Here is a 21,712-nt window from a genome sequence, read left to right on the forward strand (position 1 = left end):
GCAAAAAAGTGAGCAAACCATGGCAAAAACCGTGATGATCGTCGACGACTCCATATCGATCCGCCAGGTGGTCGGCCTGACCCTGCGCGGCGCCGGCTACGACGTGGTCGAGGGCAGCAACGGCAAGGACGCGCTGGCGAAACTGGGCCGCCAGAAGGTCAACCTGATCGTCAGCGACGTCAACATGCCCGAGATGAACGGCATCGAATTCGTCAAGGCGGTCAAGGCCCAGCCCGAATACCGCTTCCTGCCGATCATCATGCTGACCACCGAGTCGGGCGACGAGAAGAAGCGCGAAGGCCAGGCCGCCGGCGCCAGGGCCTGGGTGGTCAAGCCGTTCAAGCCCGAGGTGCTGCTGAACGCGGTCCAGAAGCTGATCCTGCCCTGACATGAAATTGACTATCCACCCGGGCGCCGACGGCCGCCTGTCCATCCACGTCGCGGGCGACCTGACCATCTACCAGGCGGCCGAGGCGCGTGAATCGCTGCTGGCGCTGGTCGACAGCGCGCGGGCGGTCGACCTCGACCTGGCCGACGTCGGCGAGATCGACAGCGCCGGCCTGCAGCTGCTGCTGGCGACGGCGCGCACGCTCGCCGCCAGGGAGGGCAGCTTGCGCCTCACACGGCCGAACGCCGCGCTGGTCGAGACAATCGACCTGCTCGGCCTGGGCCGGCACCTGCCCATCGCCGCCTGAAAGGAAACCCCATGTCCATCGAACAGGCACTGCAGACCTTCACCGCCGAGTGCCGTGAACTGCTGCAAGAAATGGAAGACGCGCTGCTCAGCGGCGTCAAGGGCAATGTGAGCGCCGACAGCATCAATGCGGTATTCCGCGCGGCCCACACGATCAAGGGTTCGGCCGGCTTGTTCGGCCTGGACCACATCGTCGGCTTCACCCACGTCGCCGAGAGCGTGCTCGATGCCGTGCGCGCCGGACAACTGCCTTTCACGCCGGAGCTGATCGAACTGATGCTGGCCTGCCGCGACCACATCGCGCGCCTGGTCGACGAAGTGGCGGCCGGCCACCTGGACGAAGACCCTGGACTGGCCGACGCCGGCCAGCCGCTGCGGCAGCGGCTGGCGGCCTACCTCGGCGGCGAGTCGGCGGGCCAGGCCGCGGCTGCCCCCGATTCTGCGGCGGCCACCGCCGCCGCCGGCCACTGGCATATCTCGCTGCGTTTCGGCAGCGAGGTGCTGCGCAACGGGATGGACCCGCTGTCCTTCCTGCGCTACCTGTCGACGCTCGGCAGCGTGGTGCATGTGGCGCCGGTGCTGGACGCCGTCCCGGCCCTCGACGAACTCGATGCCGAAGCCTGCTATCTCGGCCTGGAGCTGGCCCTGCGCAGCAGCGCCAGCCTGGCCGCCATCGAGGGTGCGTTCGAGTTCGTGCGCGATGACTGCCGCCTGCGCATCGTGGCGCCCGACAGCCCACCCGAGGCCTACCGTGCGCTGCTGGACGAATTTCCCGCCGAGCGCGCCGTCATGCAGCGCCTGCTGGCCGAATGCGGCAGCTGGACCGAGGTCGATGCCGACGCGGCCCTCCCCGCCGCCGATTGCGCAGGCGAGCCGGATGCGGCCGAAGGCGCCCGCCCGCGCGAACGGCGCGGCCAGGAAAAGAACAGCGTGCGCGTCGATGCCGACAAGCTCGACCACCTGATCAACCTGGTGGGCGAACTGATCGTGGCCACCGCCGGCGCCAACCTGGCGGCGCGCCGTGCCCAGAACGTCGAACTGCAAGAATATGGCGCGACCCTCAATTCGCTGGTCGAGGACGTGCGCAACAGCGCCCTGCAGCTGCGCATGGTCAAAATCGGCTCGACTTTCACCCGCTTCAAGCGCGTGGTGCACGACGTCGCGCGCGACCTGGGCAAGGACATCGAGCTGGCGATCGACGGCGAGGACACCGAGCTCGACAAGACCGTGGTCGAGAAGATCGCCGATCCGCTCACCCACCTGGTGAGGAATGCGATCGACCATGGCATCGAGCCGGCCGAGTTGCGCCGCGAACGCGGCAAGCCGGCGCACGGCACCATCTGGCTCAACGCCTACCACGATTCCGGCACCGTCGTGATCGAGGTCGGCGACGACGGCGGCGGCCTGCAGCGCGAGCGCCTGCTGGCCAAGGCGATCGAGCGCGGCATCGTCGAGGAAGGCCGCCACCTGAGCGACGCCGAGGTGTACGCATTGATCTTCGAGCCCGGTTTCTCGACCGCCGAGCAGGTGACCAACCTGTCCGGCCGCGGCGTCGGCATGGACGTCGTCAAGCGCAATATCACGGCGCTGCGCGGCACCATCCAGATCGACAGCACCCCGGGCGTGGGCACCACGATGCGGGTGCGCTTGCCGCTGACCCTGGCGATCATCGACGGCTTCCAGGTCGCGGTCGGCGGCTCGGTGTTCGTGGTGCCGCTCGAGATGGTCGAGGAATGCGTGGAATTTCGCAGCGACGACGCCCACGACTACGCCAACCTGCGCGGCACGGTGCTGCCCTTCATCCGCCTGCGCGAGCTGTTCGCCCTGGACGGCGCGGCCGCGAGCCGCCAGAGCCTGGTCGTGGTGCGCTACGCGGGCCAGCGCGCGGGCCTGGTGGTCGACGGCCTGCTGGGCGAATCGCAGACCGTCATCAAACCCTTGGGCAAGGTATTCCGGCACATGCGCTGCATCAGCGGCTCCAGCATCCTCGGCAGCGGCGACGTGGCCCTGATCCTGGACGTGCCATCCCTGATCCACCAGGCGGCGGGAGATCACGCGCGCCTGACCCAGCCGAGCGAATCGGCGTTCGCATAACAACCATACCACCTACCTGTCTGAAGGAATCACATCATGTTTAAGAATATGCGGATCGCCACCCGGCTGGCGCTCGGGTTCGGGATCGTGCTGGTCATGCTGGTTGCACAGTCGCTGATCAGCCTGAACAAGATGCACGACATGAACGCGCAGACGGTCCTGATCACCGAGGACCGCTATGTCAAGACCAAGCTGGCGTCCGAAGCGATCCAGGGCACGCTGGACAATGGCCGCCTGGTGCGCAGCATCCTGCTGGCGGTCGACGAGGCCGAAGCCCAGAGCGCCAAGGAAACCATCGCCGCCAACCGTGCCGCCAATACCGAGATCTTCAACCAGATCGAGAAGCTGATCGGCAGCGACAAGGGGCGGGCGCTGCTCAAGGACACCCTGGAGAAGCGCCGCATCCTGTCGGGCAAGTACGAGCCCCTGTACCAGTTGGCCAAGACCGACCCGGCCCGGGCCGTCGCCTACCTCAAGAACGATTTCGCGCCGGCCAACAACGGCCTGATTGCCGCTATCGGCACACTGTCTACCTACCAGGAAGAGCTGATGGTCGAATCGGCCAAGGAAGCGGCCAGTGCCTACCAGGATGCGAAGGACATGATCGTGACCCTGTCCAGCGCCGCCGTGCTGCTGTCGATCCTGATCGCCGTGCTGATCACCCGCAACCTGCTCAAGACCCTGGGCGGCGAGCCGGGCTACGCAGCCGACATCCTGATCGAAGTCTCGAAGGGCAACCTGGCGGTCGAGGTGGCGACCCGCAAGGGCGACAACGCCAGCATGATGTATGCGGTCAAGCAGATGGTCGAGCGCCTCTCCAGCATCGTGCGCGAGGTCAACAGCGCCACCGACGCCCTGTCGAGCGCCTCGGAAGAAGTCAACGCCACCGCCCAGTCGCTGTCGCAGTCGTCGAGCGAACAGGCGGCCGGCGTGGAAGAAACCAGCGCCTCGATCGAGCAGATGACCGCCTCGATCTCGCAGAACACCGAGAATGCGCGCGTCACCGACGGCATGGCGACCAAGTCGGCGGCCGAGGCGCAGGAAGGCGGCGAAGCGGTCAAGGCGACCGTCAGCGCCATGAACCAGATCGCCCAGAAGATCGGCATCATCGACGACATCGCCTACCAGACCAACCTGCTGGCGCTCAATGCCGCGATCGAAGCGGCGCGCGCCGGCGAGCATGGCAAGGGCTTCGCCGTGGTGGCGGCCGAGGTGCGCAAGCTGGCCGAACGCAGCCAGGTCGCGGCCCAGGAAATCAGCACCGTCGCCAGCTCGAGCGTCGAACTGGCCGGCCGCGCCGGCCGCCTGCTCGACGAGATGGTGCCGAACATCCGCAAGACCTCCGACCTGGTGCAGGAGATTACCGCCGCCTCCGAAGAGCAGTCGTCGGGCGTCGGCCAGATCAACGCCGCCGTCGGCCAGCTGAGCATGGCCACCCAGCAGAACGCATCGAGCTCGGAAGAACTGGCGGCGACCGCCGAAGAACTCGCGAGCCAGGCTGAGCAGCTGCAACAGACGATGGCCTTCTTCACCGTGGCCGGTGAAAAGCAGCGCGACACCCGCGTGCGCAAGTCCCCGGCAGCCAAGCCGGCGCTGGCCAACCGCGGCATGTCGCGCGCCGGCGCGGTCTCGATGGCGGCCGCGGGCGACCTCGACGAAGCCGCCTTCACCAACTTCTAAAGGCCGCGCATGAAACCAGCAACGACGCAGTCGGCCGCGCCCAGGCAGGAGCCGACGCAATACCTGACCTTCAGCTCCGGCAGCGAGACTTTTGCGATCGGCATCCTGTGCGTCAAGGAGATCATCGAGTACGCCGGCGTGACTGAAGTGCCGATGATGTCGGAGTGCGTGCGCGGCGTGATCAACCTGCGCGGAGCGGTCGTCACGGTGATGGACCTGGCGGCGCGCTTCGGCCGTCCTCGCGCCGAGATCGGCAAGCGTACCTGCGTGATCATCGTCGAACTCGAGGAAGCCGGCGAGCAGCACGTGGTCGGCATCCTGGTCGACAGCGTCAGCGCGGTGCTCGAGATCGCACCGGAGGACATCGAGCCGCCGCCCGGCTTCGGCGCCCGCATCCGCACCGAATTCATCGCCGGAATGGGCAAGGTGAAGGACCGGTTCGTGATCCTGCTCGACGTGGCGCGCGTGTTCTCGATCGAAGAGATCGCCCTGCTGCAGGCGGCCGGCACCAGCGCGGAATAGGATCGCCATGCTTCGTCCGTCCATCAGCGACCAGGAGTTCGCCCAGTTCCAGCGCTTCATCTTCGACGCCGCCGGCATCAGCATGTCGGGCGCCAAGAAGGCGCTGGTGAGCGGGCGCCTGGCCAAGCGCCTCGACCATTGCGGCCTGGCCAGCTACGGCGCCTATTTCAAGCTGCTCAGCAGCGGCTCGGCCGAGGGCGAGTTCCAGACCGCGGTCGACCTGTTGACCACCAACGAGACTTATTTCTTCAGGGAGGGCCGCCACTTCGAGGTGCTGCGCGAGCATGCGCTGGCAGCGGCGGAGCGGGGCCGCGAATTCCATGTGTGGAGCGCGGCCTGTTCCAGCGGCGAGGAGCCCTACAGCATGGCGATGACCCTGGCCGACGCCCTCGGCAAGCGCAGCCGCTGGAGCGTGCTGGGCTCGGACATCAGCACCGCCGTGCTGGCGCGCGCGCGCCGCGGCCACTATCCGCTCGAGCGCGCGCGGCTGCTGCCGTCGCCCCTGCTGCAGCGCTTCTGCCTGAAGGGCACCGGCGAGCAGGAAGGGACCATGCTGGTGTCGAAGGAAGTGCGCAGCCAGGTGCAGTTCGCCCAGGTCAACTTGAACGAGGAATTGCCGCGCCTGGGACCGTTCGACATGGTCTTCCTGCGCAATGTGATGATTTATTTCAGCAAGGAGACCAAGCGCGAGGTCGTCAAGCGGATCGCCTCGACCCTGCGGCCGGGCGGCGTGCTGTGCATCGGCCACTCCGAAAGCCTGCACGACATCTGCGGCGAACTGCGGCCAATCGCACCGTCGGTCTATCGCAAGCCCGGGAACGGCGCGTGACGGCGCGCCGCATCAAGGTCATGATCGTGGACGATTCCGCGGTCGTGCGCCAGGTCGCCTCGGAGATCCTGGGCAGCGACCCGGCGATCGAGGTGATCGGGGTGGCCTCGGACCCGATCCTGGCCATGGCCAGGATGAAGAACGCCTGGCCCGACGTGATCCTGCTCGATATCGAGATGCCCAAGATGGATGGCCTGACCTTCCTGCGCCGCATCATGGCCGAGCGCCCGACGGCGGTGGTGATCTGCTCGACCCTGACCGAGCAGGGCGCGCGCACCACGGTCGAGGCGCTGGCGGCAGGCGCGGTCACCACCATCGGCAAGCCCCGGCTCGGCCTCAAGCAATTCCTGAGCGAGTCGACCGAGAGCCTGGCCAGCGTGATCAAGGCGGCAGCGCGCGCCAACGTCGGCGTGCTGGCAGCGCGTGCGCGCAACGTGCCAGCGGCGGCCCCCGCGGTGCCGGCGCCGAAGCTCTCCGCCGACGCGGTGCTGCCCCCGGGCGGCCACGGGCCGATGGCCCAGACCACGGAACGGGTGGTCGCGATCGGCACTTCCACCGGCGGCACGCAGGCGCTGGAAGAAGTACTCACCGCGCTGCCCCAGGTCTCGCCCGGCATCGTGATCGTCCAGCACATGCCCGAGAAATTCACCGCCGCCTTCGCAGCCCGCCTCGACAGCATCTGCCGTATCCGCGTGCAGGAAGCGCGCCAGGGCATGCGCGTGATGGCCGGCCAGGCCTTGCTGGCCCCCGGCGGCAAGCACCTGCTGCTGCGCCGCAGCGGCGCCCAGTACCACGTCGACGTGGTCGACGGGCCGCTGGTCAACCGCCACCGGCCCTCGGTCGACGTGCTGTTCAGGTCAGTGGCCAAGAGCGCCGGCGCCAACGCGCTCGGCGTCATCATGACCGGCATGGGCGACGATGGCGCGGCCGGCCTGCTTGAGATGAAGCAGGCCGGCGCCGCGACCGTGGCCCAGGACGAAGCCAGCTGCGTGGTCTATGGCATGCCAAAAGAAGCCGTCAAGCGCGGTGCGGTCGAGCGCAGCCTGCCGCTGCGCGGGATCGCGGGCGAGATCATGAAGCAGATGCGGATGTGATCCGCACTCCTACGGACAGTTCCCCACAATGTAATAGCCCTGCGCCGTCTGCGCCAGCGTGCTGGTGAAGAATGTGTTGTACAGGCCCATGTTCTGGTTCGAGCCATTGGCGAGCGCGTAGCCACCGCCGGCATGGGCGCGGCCCGCCTGCACATGGGCGTAGTTGCTGGCGCTGGAGGTGGTGCAGGTGAACACCGGCGGCGGCGTGCCGCCGCCGACCTGGAAGGCCGGTATGGTGCAGGCGCCGGACGCTTGCCCATTGCTGCCGATGGCGGTCACGCTGCCGCTGTAACCGGGGCCGGCCTGGACCGGGGTTTGTGCGACGGCGTGGGAGAAGGGCGCCGATAGCGCCAGGCAGATCGCGGCTTGCGCCGCTCGTCGATGGAAGGGCTGCATGCTGTGTCTCCGAATATGGTTGTCGTGGGCTGGCGCGAAAGGCCTGCCGACTTTCATCATAGTGCGGAGAACGAGGCGCACAAGCGGGCGTGCGAGCACGCCGCTTGTGCGTTTTTGCACGACCTGGACGGCCATGCAGGGAGGGTCGCTACTGCATCAGTTCCGAGATCATCTTGACCGGCGCATTGCCATAGCTGAGGAACTGGTCGTGGAACTCCTTCAGCTTGAACCGGTCGCCCAGCTGCTGCTTGCGGCGTTCACGCAATTCCATGATCTGGTGGTAGCCGCTGAAGTAGCTGGTCAGCTGCACCGAGGTCAGGGTCACGCGGCGCCATTTTTCGTCGGCTTCCTGGCGCGTCTGGAAGGCCTGGCGGGTGAGCAGGTCGATCGCCGCCTCTTGCCCCATGCCGTTCACATGCACGCTGTAGTCGAGGATGGTGTTGGTCACACTGCGCAGGTTCCATTTCGAGTACATCAGCCACATCTCGGGCGCGTTGTCGCCATAGCCCGATTCGAGCATCATGCGCTCGCCATACACGGCCCAGCCCTCGACCATCGCGCCATTGCCGAACAGCGACTTGATCAGCGAAGGCGAGCGGTTGGCGTGTACCAGCTGCGCATAGTGGCCGGGGATCGCCTCGTGGATGTTCAGGATCTGCAGGATCCACTCGTTGTACTCGCGCAGGCTGCTCTCGGCCTGCTGCGCCGAGAGGCTGTCCATCGGTGTGACGTTGTAATACGTCTTGTCCTTCGAGCGGTAGGGGCCGGGCGCGTCGATGCTGGCGCCGGCCACGCCGCGCTGGTACATCGGGGTCTCGCGCACCTCGAGCGGCTTGCTCGGGTCCAGGGTCAAGAGGTCGTGCTTGATCACCCAGTCCTGCAGCAGCGGGATCTGGCGCCGGATCTCGGCGAAGAAGTTCTCGCGCGCCACGTGGCGGCTTGATAACTTGTCGATCATCATGCCGATCTTCTGGAAGCGGTCCTGCGGCTTGTTCACGCCCGCCATATGGCGCGGCCACAGCTCGTCCGAGATGCGGTCCATATTCGACAGCAGTTCCTCGCGCGTGACCAAGGCCTTGCGGAAGGTCTCTTCGGCGCTGGAGGACGACTGGATGTCGAGCGCGAATTTCTGCTCGTACAGCGCCTTGCCGGCGCGGAAAGGCCGCGCCTGGCCGCTGGCCGCCTGGCGCTTTTCGACGCCGTTCAAGAAGTCGACATAGCCCAGCACCGCGCTGCCGGCGTTGGCGATGCGCTGGGCGAAGATGGCTTTTTCTTGCGGGGTCAGGATCGATTCCTCGGCCGCGCGGCCCAGGTCGGCCAGCACCGCCATCGTGCCCGGCGCCTGGCCGATTGCGAGCTGGGTGTGTTCGCGCGTCGGATGGGTGATCGAGGCTTGCGCCGCCGCGTAATAGGCCGGCACATCGGCCAGGCGCTTGAGGATGGTGCGCAGGCGCTGCGGCTTGGCCGCGTAGTCGGTGTTAAGGATCAGGTCGAGCGGCGCGGCGACGTTGTACTGCGACGGATTCCACTCGAACTCGCGCCAGGTAGTCAGGCGCCAGCGGTCCTTTTCCAGCTTGTTGACCAGCAGGGCCAGGTCGGTGCGGTAGCGCGGCGACAGCTGCCTGGGATCGAGCTTGCCGAATTTTTCCAGCCACTCGTTGGCGAAGGCGAGCTGCTTGGCCCGCGTGTCGGCATTCGGGATGGTCAGGTTGGCGGCGTGGTCGAACTTGCCGACGTAGATGCCGCCTTCCGGATCGTTGCGCCACAGGGCGGTCAGGTACTGCATGCTCAGGGTCGACATGCGGCGGTCGAGGCGCATTTCGGCGGCGTTGGCGTTGGCGACGCCAGCCGCTGCCGCCGTCGCGCCCACTGCCGCGGCGCCGACGAGGGCCTTCTTGCCTTTGCCCGGGGTCTTCTTCTTGACGACCTTCGAGGACTTGGCCTTGCCCTTGGCCGGTTTGGAAGTGGCGGCGACGGCCGGCGTCAGTGCGAAACACGCCAGCAAGGCTGCCAGCGCGATTTTCGTTTTCATCATCGTATTCAGGCCCTGTAACGTAAGGAGATGTCTTGACGCGCGCATGCGCGAAGGCGTGCAGATTAGCACCAAACGCTGCATTTGCCGACAGTTGAAACATTCCGACACGCATGAATGTCAACGTTGACCAAAGTGCAAGTCAGCGTCCCAGCCCCGTGCGCAGCATCTCCAGCATATCGCCCGGCGACATGCGCGCCGCCATCTCGGTCCCCTCCAGCAGGCTGTCGGCCAGGTCGCGCTTGTGGCGGTGCAGGTCGACGATGCCTTCCTCGATCGTGCCGCGCGCCACCAGGCGGTAGATCGTTACCGGCCGCTGCTGGCCCATGCGGTGGGCGCGGTCCGAGGCCTGGTCTTCCACCGCCGGGTTCCACCACGGGTCCATGTGGATCACGTAGTCGGCCGCCGTCAGGTTGATGCCGACGCCGCCCGCCTTCAGGCTGATGAGGAACAGGTCGCCCTCGCCGGCCTGGAAGGCGTCGACCCGGCGCTTCCTTTCCTGGATCGGCGTCGAGCCGTCCAGGTACTGGTAGGCGATGCCCTGCGCATCGAGATACTGGCGGATCAGGGTCAGGTGGTCGACGAACTGGCTGAACACCAGCACCTTGTGCCGGTTCTCGAGCAGGTCGGTCGTCAGGCGCGCGAAGGTGGCCAGCTTGCTGCTGGCGATGCCGGCGCCGGGCGCGACCAGCTCGGGATTGCAGCAGGCGCGGCGCAACCGCATCATCTCGGCCAGGATCTCGATCGCCTTTTGCCCTTCCGGCGCTTCCAGCGCGGCCAGCTTGTCGAGGGCCTGGCGGCGCAGCGATTCGTAGAGCGCGTTTTCCTCGGCGCTCAGCTCCACCGGGACCACGATCTCGGTGCGCGGCGGCAGCTCGGACAGCACTTGCGCCTTGGTGCGGCGCAGGATGAAGGGTGCGGTCAGGCGCCGCAGGCGCGCGCGGGCGCCGGCTTCGGCGCGCTTGTCCTGCGCTTTTTCGATCGGACCGGCAAAGCGCAGCTGGAACTGCTCGGCGCTGCCCAGCAAGCCCGGATTGATAAAGCGGAACAGGTTCCACAACTCACCCAGGTGGTTCTCCAGCGGCGTGCCGGTGGCCGCCATCCGAAAATCTCCCTGTAGCGCCATCACCGCCTGCGAACGCTTGGTGTGCATATTCTTGATCGCCTGGGCCTCGTCGAGCACGATGCTGTGCCAGCGCCGGCCCTTGAAGCGCGCCGCCTCGAGTTGCAGCAGGCCGTAGCTGACCACGACCACGTCGAACGGTCCTGCATTGTCGATCGTGGCGGCGCGTTCGCCCGGGCCGAACAGGTGCAGCTTCAGGGTCGGCGCGAAGCGTGCTGCCTCGTCGATCCAGTTCAGGCACACCGTGGTCGGCGCCACCACCAGCGCCGGGCCGTCTTTCGCGCGCGTGAGCAGCAGCGCCAGCGCCTGCAAGGTCTTGCCCAGGCCCATATCGTCGGCCAGGCAGGCGCCCACGCCCCACTGGGCCAGGCGCGCCAGCCACCCGAAGCCGTCGATTTGATAATCGCGCAGCTCGGCCTGCAGGGTGGAGGGCAGCTCGGGTAGATACGCCGCATTGTCGGCCATGCGTTGCAGGTGCCCCTGCCAGGCCTTGTCGGCGTCGACGCTGCCGGCCTCCCGCGCCAGTTCGTCCAGCGCGAAGCTGGCCAGCGCATGGGTGCGGATGCCGTCGCCATGGGGCTCGCCATACGCGCCAAGCTCCATCAGGCGCCGGTGCAGCTCGTCGGACAGGGCCAGGTATTCGTTCTCGCCCAGGGCCACGAAGCGGCTGCCGCTCTCCTGGATTTTTTCCAGCAGGGTGCGCAGGTTCATCACGCGGCCTTCGTCGATCACGACGTCGCCGCTGGCCGCGAACCAGTCGCGCTCGCGCCGGATCTGCACCCGCACCGATTTGGTCGTCGCCTTCCTGGTGACGCGGAATTTCTCGCCTTCGGGCCAGGCCACCACGATGGATGCGCCATCCAGCGCGCGCAGCTGGTCGACCAGTTCGAGCGCCAGCAGCGGCTGGCCGAGCAGCCATTCGCCGTGGTCGGGTTCCGCGTGCTCCAGCGCCTGGCACTTGCCCACCAGCTGGCGCTCGGCCTCGCGCTCGGCGTTCAGGTCGCGCTGGGCCTCGGTGCGGATGCCTTCGACGTCGGCGATCACATTGGCAGCGCCTTCGCCCGGGCCATAATAGGCGCCGCCCGTCAGCGGACGCACCAGCAGCTGCATGCGCATGCCTTGTTGATAAGGACGCAGCAGCACGTGCAGGCGCGGATCGGCCGGCACGGTCTCGATATCGCTGCTGCTGGCGCCGATGTCCGACTGCACCGTGACCACCGAGGACACGGCGCCGATCGCGCGCAGCACGCGGCGCTCGGCCGCCAATGGCACCGCCAGGCCGGCGCCGACGATGGCGGCGATGCGCCGGTGTTCTTCCTTGATCTGCACCAGGCGCAGGCGGGTCGGCGTCTCGCGCGTGACGACGACGTCGCCATCGCCGTCCTCGACCGGGGGATTGAGCGCGATCGAGACCGTGTCGCCGTGCTTCTTCACCATCAGCTCCGGTTCGCCCGGCAGCAGCTCGACCCGGGTGCCGGGCGACTCCATCCAGAACAGCAGCGGATGGCCGACCAGGGCGGCCAGCGCCTTGTGCACCTCGAGCTCGAAGCGGATGCCGCTGCCGGCATAGTAGCGGCGGCCGGCGATCGCGTTCACCGCCTGCAGGTCTTGCGCGGTGAGGAAGTCGAGCCCGGCGCCTTCCTCGGCCAGGCGTTTCAGGCCCATGGCGCGGCCGCGGCTCCAGCCGCCTTGCGCATCGCGCTTCTGTTCGCGCGGTTCAAGTTCTTGCACGCCCAGGTGCGGGTCGTAGCGGATCAGCCAGACCAGGCGCGACTCGCGCACGTTCTCGGTGCTCACCGCCGGCTGCAGGTTGATCAGGGCATTGAGCTGGCGCTCCCACGGCTCTTCGCGCGTGAACCAGCCGGCCATGTCGGGCAGGCGGTGGCGGCGCCGCAATTCGCCCGCACGCTGTTCGTGGACCAGGTAGCCGGCCTGGCCCATCTGCGCCAGCACGCCGGCCAGCTGGGCCGACCACAGGTCGAAGCCGGCCGCCTCGGATTGGGCCAGCATGTCTTCCAGGCGCGCGCGCTGGCTGTCCAGGGCCGGTAGGGCCAGCCAATGGTGGATCAGGGCGCGGAACACGGTCGGTTCCAGCGACATCTCCCAGCTGCGCGTGCCGAACAGCAGCGCGTCGACGGTGCCGCGCTGGATCTCGTGCAGCATGCCGAGCTGGAACCAGACGGCGTTGTCGGGCCGCTGGACCGCGCGCGTCTCGATCTCGAGCCAGGCGTCGGCCAGCTTGCGGTGGCCGGGGTCGTTGCTGCGCAGCAGGGCGGCGACGGCGATGTGCGCGCAATGGCCGTCGAATACGGCCTTGCGCTTGCCGGTTTCGCGGCGCAGCTGCTTGAGCGCGGCCTCGATGCCGGCCAGGCCGCTATCCAGGTCGTCGCGGAGCACTTGCACCACGCTGCGCAGGAACAGGCCGGGCGAATCGCCCGTCTCATTCACGAGCAGCAGGGCATCGTCCAGGCGGCCGCACAGGATGTAGTGTTCGCCCAGCGACCGGCGCAAGGGGCTCTCTGGGCTACTGCGCGGTATCAGGCGCTCGGCGTAGTCGCGCACGCCAGGGGCCAGCGCCGGTTCGCTGCGCGCGTGCATGACCAGGATGTGCAGGATGCCTTCGCGCAGGCGTGGGTGGATGCGCTCCATCATGCTTGGTGCGAATGGGCGCGCGCAGACGTCGACCAGCGGATGCAGGTAGCTCGCCTCGTGGCAGCGCTGGCAGGCGTCCAGCAGCGGGAACACGACGTCGTGTTCCTGCCCGGTGAGCAGGGCGATGCGCAGCAGCGCCAGGCCCTGGCGGTAGCTGCGCAGCATGAGCGTGCCCTGCCAGTCGCGCCGCACGGTCGAGACCTGGGCATAGGCGCCCGCCACGCTGTCGAACACGCCGTCGTCGAGGGCGGCGTCGAGCACCGGCCAGGCCAGCTCCGCTGCGATGCCGGTGCCGCGCTCGCCCATGTCGAGCACCAGGCCGCGCTCGCGCAGGCGCGCCAGTTCATCGACCCATTGCGCGATCGGCAGCGCCACGCCCAGTGCCCGCATATGTTCCAGGATGCGCTGGCGGCCCATCGGTTCGCCCGCGATCGCCAGCACCACCAGCAGCGCGCGTTCTTCCGCCGTGCAGGCGGCCAGGCGCGCGTTCACATCCTCCACCATCACGCGAGATTCTCGATCTCGATCGCAGGCAGGTCGCCCGGTACCGGGATGCCGAACACACGCAAATAGAACACCAGCTCCGCTTCCAGCGTGCGCACCACGCTGTCGGCCTTGCGGAAACCATGGCCTTCGCCCTCGAGCGTCAGGTAGGCCACCGGCAGCTTGCGCGCGCGCAGCGCTTCGACCACGCTTTCGGATTGCTGCGGCGGCACCACCTTGTCGTCCAGGCCCTGGAAGAAGATCATCGGCCGGCGCAGCTTATCGGTGTGGTGGATCGGCGAGCGTTCGCGGTAGACCGCTTGCGCGCGCTCCGGCGGCGCGATCAGGTACTGGTTGTAGTGCGACTCGAATTTGTGCGAGTCGGCGTCCAGCGCGGCCAGGTCGGATACGCCATAGTAGCTGGCGCCGGCCTTGAACACGTCGTGGAAGGCCAGGCTCGAGAGCACCGTCAGGCCGCCGGCGCTGCTGCCGCGGATCAGCAGGCGCTCGGGGTCGACGATCCCTTGCGCCGCCAAGTGGCGCGCGCCGGCCACGCAATCGGCGACATCGACCACGCCCCATTGATGCTTGAGCAGGTTGCGGTAGTCGCGGCCGAAGCCGGTGCTGCCGCCATAGTTTACGTCCAGCACGGCGAAGCCGCGGCTGGTCCAGTATTGGGTGGAAAGCTTCAGGGTGCTGGCCGCCATGCCGGTCGGGCCGCCGTGGCCGATCACGATCAGCGGCGGCAGTTCGCCGGCCAGGGGCGCGTGGTCGGCATTGGTCGGCGCATAGTAGAAAGCGTGGGCGGTGCGGCCGTTTTCACTTGGATAGTCGATCGCCAGCGGCACCGACAGGTAGCCGGCGGCCGGCAGTTGCGGGATCGAGTGGGCCCTCACCTCGGTGGCGTTGGTGGCCAGGTCGATCCGCGCCAGTTCCGGCGCGATGGTCGGCGCGCCGCCCAGCAGGGCCACGACGTCGCCCTGCACCCGCAGCTCGCGGATTTCTTCATATGGCGATTCGAGCGGCAGCAGCGTGCCGCCGGACAGGCGCGCCAGGTAGCTCACGCCCTTCTCGATATAGGCGCACACAATCTCGTCCCCGGAGCGGAAACCGTACAGCGAACCGCCGAAATTCCAGTGCGGGCCGCCGAATTCGGCCGCGCGCGGGCACAGCGCATGCACGACGCCGTGGTCGAAGCGGTACAGGTTCCACCAGCCGCTGCGGTCGGACACGAAGTGCAGCACGCCGCCGGGCGACCATTCGGGCTGGCAGATCGATTCCTCGGGGCCGCCCGCGACCAGGCGGCCGTTGACCAGCGCGCCGTCTTCGAGCACGTCGGCCAGCCACAGCTCGGTGCCTTCCCACGGCATGCGCGGATGGTCCCAGCACAGCCAGGCCAGCTGGCGGCCGTCGGGCGACAGGCGCGGGGCCGCATAGAAGTCGTTGCCCTCCACCAGTACGGTCTCGACGCCGTCGAAGCCGACCGCGGCCACGGTGTTGACGGGGTAGGTGGCGCCGGCCGAGTGATCCTCGCGCACGGCGACCAGCCGCTGGCGGCCAGCGTCGAGCACGAAGTCGGCAAAGCGGTGGCCCGTGCCTTCGGCGGTCACCGCCACCGGCGCGGCGCCGTCCTCGACCCGGTACAGGCGGTTGTCCACGTGATGCGAGAACCAGGCCACGCCGCCGGCCAGCAGGCAGGCGCCGCCGCCGTATTCATGCACGCGGCTGCGCACATTGAACGGCGCCGGCGTCAGTTCGCGCGTGCCGCCGCCATCGTGGACCATGAGCGTGGTGCGTCCGGCCTCGCTGGCCCGGCCTTCGAGCCAGCCCAGGCGCTGGCCGTCGAGCATCGCCTGCGCCAGCGGCACCGCGCCGGCGGCAACCACCGCGGCGCTGATCGGGGAGGGCCAGGCGCCGCAGGGAATCGGTTGTTTGCTGGTGGCAATCGTCATGATCTTGACTCTTTCCTTGGTCGGACCAGCATTATAGTGTTTGCCCAAGAATGCGATAATAGCCGTTTCCCTACCAACGCCATTGTCAGCCATGCCACAATTTGCCCCGCTCCAGAACGACACCTTCCTGCGTGCGCTGTTGCGCCAGCCGACCGACTACACCCCGGTGTGGCTGATGCGCCAGGCGGGCCGCTACCTGCCGGAATACCGCGCCACCCGCGCGCGCGCCGGCTCGTTCCTGGGGCTGGCAAAGAATCCCGACTACGCCACCGAAGTCACGCTGCAGCCGATCGACCGCTATCCGCTGGACGCGTCGATCCTGTTCTCGGACATCCTGACGGTGCCGGACGCGATGGGCCTGGGCCTGTATTTCGCCGATGGCGAAGGCCCGAAATTCGAGCGTCCGCTGCGTACCGAAGCTGACGTGAACGCGCTGGCCGTGCCCGACATGGCCTCGCTCGACTATGTGTTCAAGGCAGTGACCTCGATCCGCAGCGCGCTGAACGGCCGCGTGCCGCTGATCGGCTTCTCGGGCAGCCCATGGACCCTGGCCTGCTATATGGTCGAAGGCGGCGGCTCGCGCGAATTCCACACGGTGAAAAAGATGCTGTACAGCCGTCCGGACCTGATGCACCGCATCCTGGACATCAATGCGCAGGCGGTGACCCAGTACCTGAACGCGCAGATCGACGCCGGCGCCCAGGCCGTGATGATCTTCGATTCCTGGGGCGGCGCGCTGGCCGATGGCGCCTATCAGGAATTCTCGCTGCGTTATATGCAGACCATCCTGGCCGGCCTGCAACGCGAGAAGGATGGCGTGCGCATTCCCGCCATCGTGTTCACCAAGGGCGGCGGCATCTGGCTGGACGAGATGGCCGACATCGGCGCCGACGCCCTGGGCCTGGACTGGACCGTCAACCTGGGCCGCGCGCGCAGCCTGGTGGGCGACCGCGTGGCGCTGCAGGGCAACCTCGACCCGGCCATCCTGTTCGCCGAGCCGGACCAGATCCGCGCCGAAGTCGAGCGCTCGCTCGCCGCCTATGGCGCGCCGTCCGCCGGCCATGGCCATGTGTTCAACCTGGGCCACGGCATTTCGCAATTCACGCCGCCGGAATCGGTCAGCGCCATGGTCGAGGCCGTGCACAGTTTCAGCCGCAAGCAGCGCGCCGCCTGAGTTATCCCCCGCGGCTGGCGGCCTGGTTTGACAAGGCTGCCAGCCAGACCCCTCACTTGTTCACAACTTCCTAAAAGCGGGTAAAAATTCCTGTGGACATCTCAGCATCTTCCTAATCAACGTAAAACGATGATTTATAAGCGTTTTTTGCATCGATCCAGTGCTGAGTGCCTTCTGGGCCACAAGGTTGTCCAGTAGAATCCAGCAAAGTTTGACGCTTGTTCACAAAGTTATCAACAGACGTTTGGGCGAAGGGGAAAAGTGCTTGGTTTACCGGGACTTAGCACGCTTCTTCAAGTATTGCCTTAACTTCGTGATGCAATGCAGCGAGTTTTCCACGTCGATTGTCTTAGTTATGCACAACGCGGAAAAAGCACCCGAGCTTGTTAACAGTTCTAAAGACGAATATGCAAGCTGTTGATTTATAAGATAAAAATTGTCTTGAATTCAGGAATTATCGGTTGCGACTTGATCTAACGTAAACCTTTGATGGGGTCAAGTCCCACGCTATTCACAAAGTTTTCCACAGATTTGCACAGGGCTCAGATTGTCGACCAGCACCGATCGCACCGGCACGCACTGCTTTCTTGAAGTCGTGCTCGATACCCCGCTGAACAGCAGCTTCGATTACCGCTGGCCTTGCCAGCCGGGCGAGGAACCATTGCCCGGCCAGCTGGCGCTGGTGTCGTTCGCGCGGCGCGAGGTCATGGCCCTGATCGTCGCTGTCAAACACGACACCGATGTCGCGCCAGAAAAACTTAAGGATGCGCTGGCCGTGCGCAGCCAGTTGTCGCCGCTGCCGGAGCGCTGGATCGCGCTGGCGCGCTTTGCCGCCGACTATTACCAGCGCCCCCTGGGCGAGGTGGCGCTGCCCGGCCTGCCCAAGAACCTGCGCGTGCCCAGGACCGTGGCTCTCGACCGCGCGCTCAAGAAGCTCGGCAAGCTCGATGCCGGGCAGGATGCGACGGCGGTCGATATGCCGACCCTCAATCCGGCCCAGCAGGAAGCGGCCGATGCGATCGGCGGCGCCGACGGTTTCACGCCGCTCCTGCTGTGGGGCGTGACCGGCAGCGGCAAGACCGAGGTCTACCTGCAGGCCTGCGCCCAGGTCTTGCAGCGCGACCCGCAGGCGCAGATCCTGATCATGGTCCCCGAGATCAACCTCACGCCCCAGCTGGAAGGGAATATCCGCGCGCGCTTCCCGGGCATGATGCTGGCCACCCTGCACAGCAGCCTGTCCGAGGGCGAGCGCATGCTGCATTGGCTGGCTGCGCACACGGGCCAGGCGCGCATCGTGCTCGGCACCCGGCTGGCGATCCTGGCCTCGCTGCCGAACCTCAAGCTGATCGTGATCGACGAAGAGCACGACCCTTCGTACAAGCAGCAGGAAGGGCTGCGCTATTCGGCACGCGACCTGGCCGTGTGGCGCGCGCACCAGCTGGGGATCCCGATCGTGCTGGGTTCGGCCACCCCCTCGCTCGAATCCTGGCATCACGCGCGCTCTGGGCGCTACAAGCGGCTGGACCTGCGCCAGCGCGCCGTGCGCGACGCCGTGCTGCCCAAGGTACGCCTGGTCGACATGGAACGCGACCGTGCGCGCGACGGCCTGACGGGCGAGATGCTGGCGGCCCTGCGCGGGCGGCTGGAGCGCGGCGAGCAGTCGCTGCTGTTCCTGAACCGGCGCGGCTACGCCCCGGTGATCAGCTGCGACGCCTGCGGCTGGATCAGCAACTGCACCCGCTGCACCGCCTTCATGGTGCTGCACAAGCCCGAGCACCGGCTGCGCTGCCACCACTGCAGCCTGGAATTGCGCATCCCGCGCCATTGCCCGACCTGCGGCAATGTCGACCTGCAGCCGCTGGGCCGCGGCACCCAGCGCGTGGAAGAGCATTTGCAGGCCATGTTCCCCGAGGCGCGCATCCTGCGCATCGACGCCGATTCCACCCGCCTGAAGGGCAGTGCGCAAGCCGCCTTCGACAGCGTGCACCGGGGCGAGGTGGACATCCTGATCGGCACGCAGATGGTCGCCAAGGGCCACGACTTCAAGAAGCTGACCCTGGTCGGGATCCTGAACCCTGATACCGCGCTGTTCTCGCAGGACTACCGCGCCAGCGAGCGCCTGTTCGCGCAGCTGATGCAGGTGGCGGGGCGGGCGGGTCGCGCCGGCCTGGCGTCCGAGGTGCTGGTGCAGACCCGCTATGCGCAGCATCCGCTGTATGGCGCCGTGGTGCGCCACGATTACGAGCGCTTCGCCGGCCAGCTGCTGGAAGAGCGTCGCGAAGCCGGCCTGCCGCCCTTCATGTACCAGGCCTTGCTACGGGCCGAGGCGAAGGAACTGCCGATCGCGATGGCATTTCTAGAGGCGGCGCGCGACTGCCTGCCGGCCGACGGCATCCTGATCAACGACCCGATCCCGATGACGATGACGCGGGTCCACAACGTGGACCGCGCGCAGTTGCTGGTCGAGTCCAGCTCGCGGCCCGCGCTGCAGGCCTTCTTGCGGGTCTGGATCGAGGAGCTGCGGGCCATGAAAGCCCGCGTGAAATGGTCGCTTGAAGTCGACCCGCTCGACATCTAGAGGTTTGGGGCGGCAGTTCCGCAGGCTGCGCGACGGCGACCGGCGTAACCCAGCATGGCGAGACCGGCGCCCATCAACAGGATAGTGGACGGCTCGGGCACTTCGCCGGGCTGTTCAACGTCGGGCGGCTCGACATTAAAGGTGATGGTGCCGAAGTTCCAGACGCCGTCAGCTGCGCCAATAATATCGTCGAAGAAATCGAAGAACTCCAGGCGCAGAATGCCGTCGACGCCTACGGCGAAATCGAGGTTCGCGGCAACCAGGTCGTAGACGCCGGTATAGTTATCCGTACCTGATTCGTTGACCAACGCTCCCGGATAGAAGGTCACGCTCTCGGTCAGCTTCGAGGTCTCGAAAACGAGGCCGATTTCCGATTGCCAGCTCGGCCTGAACGCTGTCACATTGACGTCGAAGGTGACACTGGTCACCATTGAATTGGCGCCAACGTCGAGCGAGATAACCGTATTGCCAGGATCGTCAAGCTCACTATAGCTCTGGATGCCAGTGACATCGACAACAATGGGGGCGGCGAATACGGACGTGCAGGCAAGAAGCGACATACTGGCAAGCAGCTTGCTTAAGTTGATCAACTTCATGAGATCTCCCTTATAGATATAAAGTGCTAATCAAGCAAAAAATGTGCCTCAGAAGGAATGTTTGCCTAACAAACTGATTTCAATACAAAATTAAAATTTCAATATCTCGCAAAGGGGAGATATGTAAAGTTTCCCGACACCTGTCCCCGGAAAATATCGTATCTCTGCTGGGGGGATTGAAGCTGCATACCGTCACCTGAGAGGACAAAATAGCGTATCGTTTTGCCAGTCAATCGCGGAGAGCATGAATGAAACAAATGAACGTGGACGTCGCCATCATCGGCACGGGCACCGCCGGCATGACCGCCTATCGCGCCGCCAAGGCGCAAGGCGCGCGCACGGTGGTGATCGAGAGCGGCCAGTATGGCACCACTTGCGCCCGGGTCGGCTGCATGCCGAGCAAGCTCCTGATCGCGGCCGCCGAGGCGTCCCACGTGATCGACACCTCGGGCCCGTTCGGCGTCCATGCTTCCGATAAACGCATCGATGGCCGCGCCGTGATGGACCGGGTCAAACGCGAGCGCGACCGCTTCGTCGGCTTCGTGCTCGAAGGCGTCGAGGCGATGCCGGTGCAAGACCGCCTGCAGGGCCGCGCGCGCTTCACCGGTCCCAACACCCTGGTGGTCGACGAGCACACCGAGATCCAGGCCGGCCGCATCGTGATTGCCACCGGCTCGACGCCGCTGCGCCTGCCGCAGCTGGAAAACGTCGGCCCCGCCATCGTCACCAGCGACGACGTGTTCTATTGGGACGACCTGCCGCGCTCGGTGGCCGTGATCGGCACCGGGGTCATCGGCCTCGAACTGGGCCAGGCCTTGGCCCGGCTCGGGGTGCGCGTGCGTTTTTACGCGCGCGGCGGCAGCATTGCCAACATCACCGATCCCGAAGTGCTGCGCTGCGCCGGGCGCGTCTTGATGGAGGAACTCGACATCGCCTTCCAGACCGAGGTGGTGGGGGCGGTGCAAGAGGGCGACGAGGTGGCGCTGACGGTGCGCGACGCGCTGGGCAAGGACAGCACCGAGCGCTTCCAGTATGTGTTGATGACGGCCGGCCGCACGCCGAATGTGCACGACCTGGGACTGGAACATACGGGACTGGAGCGGGGGCCGGATGGCATCCCTGTTTTTGACGCGCGCACCATGCAGTGCGGTACCAGCCATATCTTCATCGCGGGCGATGCCAATAACGAGCGCCCGCTGCTGCACGACGCGGCCGACCACGGCAAGATCGCCGGCGACAACGCGGGCCGCTATCCGGACGTGCGTCCGGGCCTGCGCCGTGCGCCGATCGCGGTCGCCTTCACCGAGCCGAATATCGCCACCCTGGGCAAGAACTACAAGGCCCTGTGCGCCGGCGGCCAGCGCAAGTTCGCGGTCGGCAGCGTATCGTTCGCCAACCAGGGCCGCAGCCGCGTGATGTTGCAGAACAAGGGGATGTTGCGGGTGTATGCCGAGTATGGCACCCGGCTGTTCCTGGGCGCCGAGATGATCGCGCCGCGCGCCGAACACCTGGCCCATCTGCTGTCATGGGCGTTCCAGATGCGGCTGACGGTCGACCAGATGCTCGAGATGCCGTTCTACCACCCGGTGATCGAAGAGGGCGTGCGCACCGCCCTGCGCGACCTGGCCATCAACCTGTCGAAAGGCGAGAGCCTGACCGACCCGGCCGATACCGAGCCGGGTACCTGATGCTTAAGGAAGCGCTGATTTATTCATGGCGGCGGTCTTGGCACGGAAAAAAGCGCCCTGCTGCGTTGTAAATCCTCGCCATACCACGCGGTATGGCTGCGGTTTACGCCTTGCCGGGCGCCTTT

General features: G+C 66.6%; 15 protein-coding genes. 10 read left to right on the forward strand and 5 right to left on the reverse strand.

All coding sequences use genetic code 11. The features are described from left to right. The first annotated feature begins 19 nt into the window (after nucleotides 1-19). From E8M83_RS07880 to E8M83_RS07910, 7 genes are read left to right on the forward strand one after another with little or no spacing between them, the layout of a single operon-like run. Entirely contained in the window at nucleotides 20-388 is a 369-nt protein-coding gene (locus E8M83_RS07880; protein ID WP_137172796.1) for a response regulator, read from the forward strand. Between the two features lies 1 nt (nucleotide 389). After that, nucleotides 390-695, forward strand: coding sequence for a lipid asymmetry maintenance protein MlaB (locus tag E8M83_RS07885; protein WP_137172797.1), 306 nt, complete (start codon nucleotides 390-392; stop codon nucleotides 693-695). Nucleotides 696-706: 11 nt separating this feature from the next. Continuing rightward, entirely contained in the window at nucleotides 707-2,788 is a 2,082-nt protein-coding gene (locus tag E8M83_RS07890; protein WP_137172798.1) for a chemotaxis protein CheA, read from the forward strand. A gap of 36 nt (nucleotides 2,789-2,824) precedes the next feature. Continuing rightward, nucleotides 2,825-4,468 (forward strand): methyl-accepting chemotaxis protein, encoded by a 1,644-nt coding sequence (locus E8M83_RS07895; RefSeq protein ID WP_137172799.1) that lies wholly within the window; start codon nucleotides 2,825-2,827, stop codon nucleotides 4,466-4,468. A 9-nt stretch (nucleotides 4,469-4,477) separates the two neighbouring features. Continuing rightward, nucleotides 4,478-4,990: a chemotaxis protein CheW gene (locus E8M83_RS07900; protein ID WP_137172800.1), complete on the forward strand. Its 513-nt coding sequence runs from the start codon at nucleotides 4,478-4,480 to the stop codon at nucleotides 4,988-4,990. A 7-nt stretch (nucleotides 4,991-4,997) separates the two neighbouring features. Continuing rightward, nucleotides 4,998-5,819, forward strand: a complete 822-nt coding sequence (locus E8M83_RS07905) for a protein-glutamate O-methyltransferase CheR (RefSeq protein WP_137172801.1) — start codon at nucleotides 4,998-5,000, stop codon at nucleotides 5,817-5,819. Between the two features lie 20 nt (nucleotides 5,820-5,839). Further along, nucleotides 5,840-6,913 carry a chemotaxis response regulator protein-glutamate methylesterase gene (locus E8M83_RS07910; protein WP_137172833.1) on the forward strand — a complete coding sequence of 358 codons (1,074 nt, stop codon included), beginning with the start codon at nucleotides 5,840-5,842 and terminating at the stop codon, nucleotides 6,911-6,913. 9 nt (nucleotides 6,914-6,922) lie between these two features. On the opposite strand, the gene E8M83_RS07915 is transcribed toward E8M83_RS07910, so the two are convergent. From E8M83_RS07915 to E8M83_RS07930, 4 genes are all read right to left on the reverse strand, one after another. Then, nucleotides 6,923-7,309, reverse strand: a complete 387-nt coding sequence (locus E8M83_RS07915; protein WP_206077437.1) for a hypothetical protein — start codon at nucleotides 7,307-7,309, stop codon at nucleotides 6,923-6,925. Nucleotides 7,310-7,457: 148 nt separating this feature from the next. Further along, entirely contained in the window at nucleotides 7,458-9,344 is a 1,887-nt protein-coding gene (locus tag E8M83_RS07920) for a DUF885 domain-containing protein (RefSeq protein WP_137172802.1), read from the reverse strand. Nucleotides 9,345-9,483: 139 nt separating this feature from the next. Then, nucleotides 9,484-13,620, reverse strand: a complete 4,137-nt coding sequence (locus E8M83_RS07925) for a DEAD/DEAH box helicase (protein ID WP_137172834.1) — start codon at nucleotides 13,618-13,620, stop codon at nucleotides 9,484-9,486. After that, nucleotides 13,620-15,551: a prolyl oligopeptidase family serine peptidase gene (locus tag E8M83_RS07930; protein ID WP_137172803.1), complete on the reverse strand. Its 1,932-nt coding sequence runs from the start codon at nucleotides 15,549-15,551 to the stop codon at nucleotides 13,620-13,622. Before E8M83_RS07930 ends, E8M83_RS07925 begins: the two co-directional genes overlap by 1 nt. A 91-nt stretch (nucleotides 15,552-15,642) precedes the next feature. Between E8M83_RS07930 and hemE the strand changes: the two genes are divergently transcribed. Continuing rightward, a complete protein-coding gene (hemE, locus tag E8M83_RS07935; protein WP_137172804.1) occupies nucleotides 15,643-16,725 on the forward strand; it encodes a uroporphyrinogen decarboxylase in 1,083 nt (360 codons plus the stop codon). 547 nt (nucleotides 16,726-17,272) lie between these two features. Continuing rightward, nucleotides 17,273-19,303, forward strand: a complete 2,031-nt coding sequence (locus E8M83_RS07940; protein WP_137172805.1) for a primosomal protein N' — start codon at nucleotides 17,273-17,275, stop codon at nucleotides 19,301-19,303. Here E8M83_RS07940 and E8M83_RS07945 read toward each other — a convergent pair. Continuing rightward, nucleotides 19,300-19,899 carry a PEP-CTERM sorting domain-containing protein gene (locus E8M83_RS07945; protein ID WP_137172806.1) on the reverse strand — a complete coding sequence of 200 codons (600 nt, stop codon included), beginning with the start codon at nucleotides 19,897-19,899 and terminating at the stop codon, nucleotides 19,300-19,302. The genes E8M83_RS07940 and E8M83_RS07945 overlap by 4 nt on opposite strands. Before the next feature lie 248 nt (nucleotides 19,900-20,147). Between E8M83_RS07945 and E8M83_RS07950 the strand changes: the two genes are divergently transcribed. Next, nucleotides 20,148-21,587, forward strand: a complete 1,440-nt coding sequence (locus E8M83_RS07950) for a dihydrolipoyl dehydrogenase (RefSeq protein ID WP_137172807.1) — start codon at nucleotides 20,148-20,150, stop codon at nucleotides 21,585-21,587. Nucleotides 21,588-21,712: the final 125 nt, after the last annotated feature.

The organism is Massilia sp. HP4 (genome assembly GCF_005222695.1).
Taxonomy (GTDB): domain Bacteria; phylum Pseudomonadota; class Gammaproteobacteria; order Burkholderiales; family Burkholderiaceae_D; genus Telluria.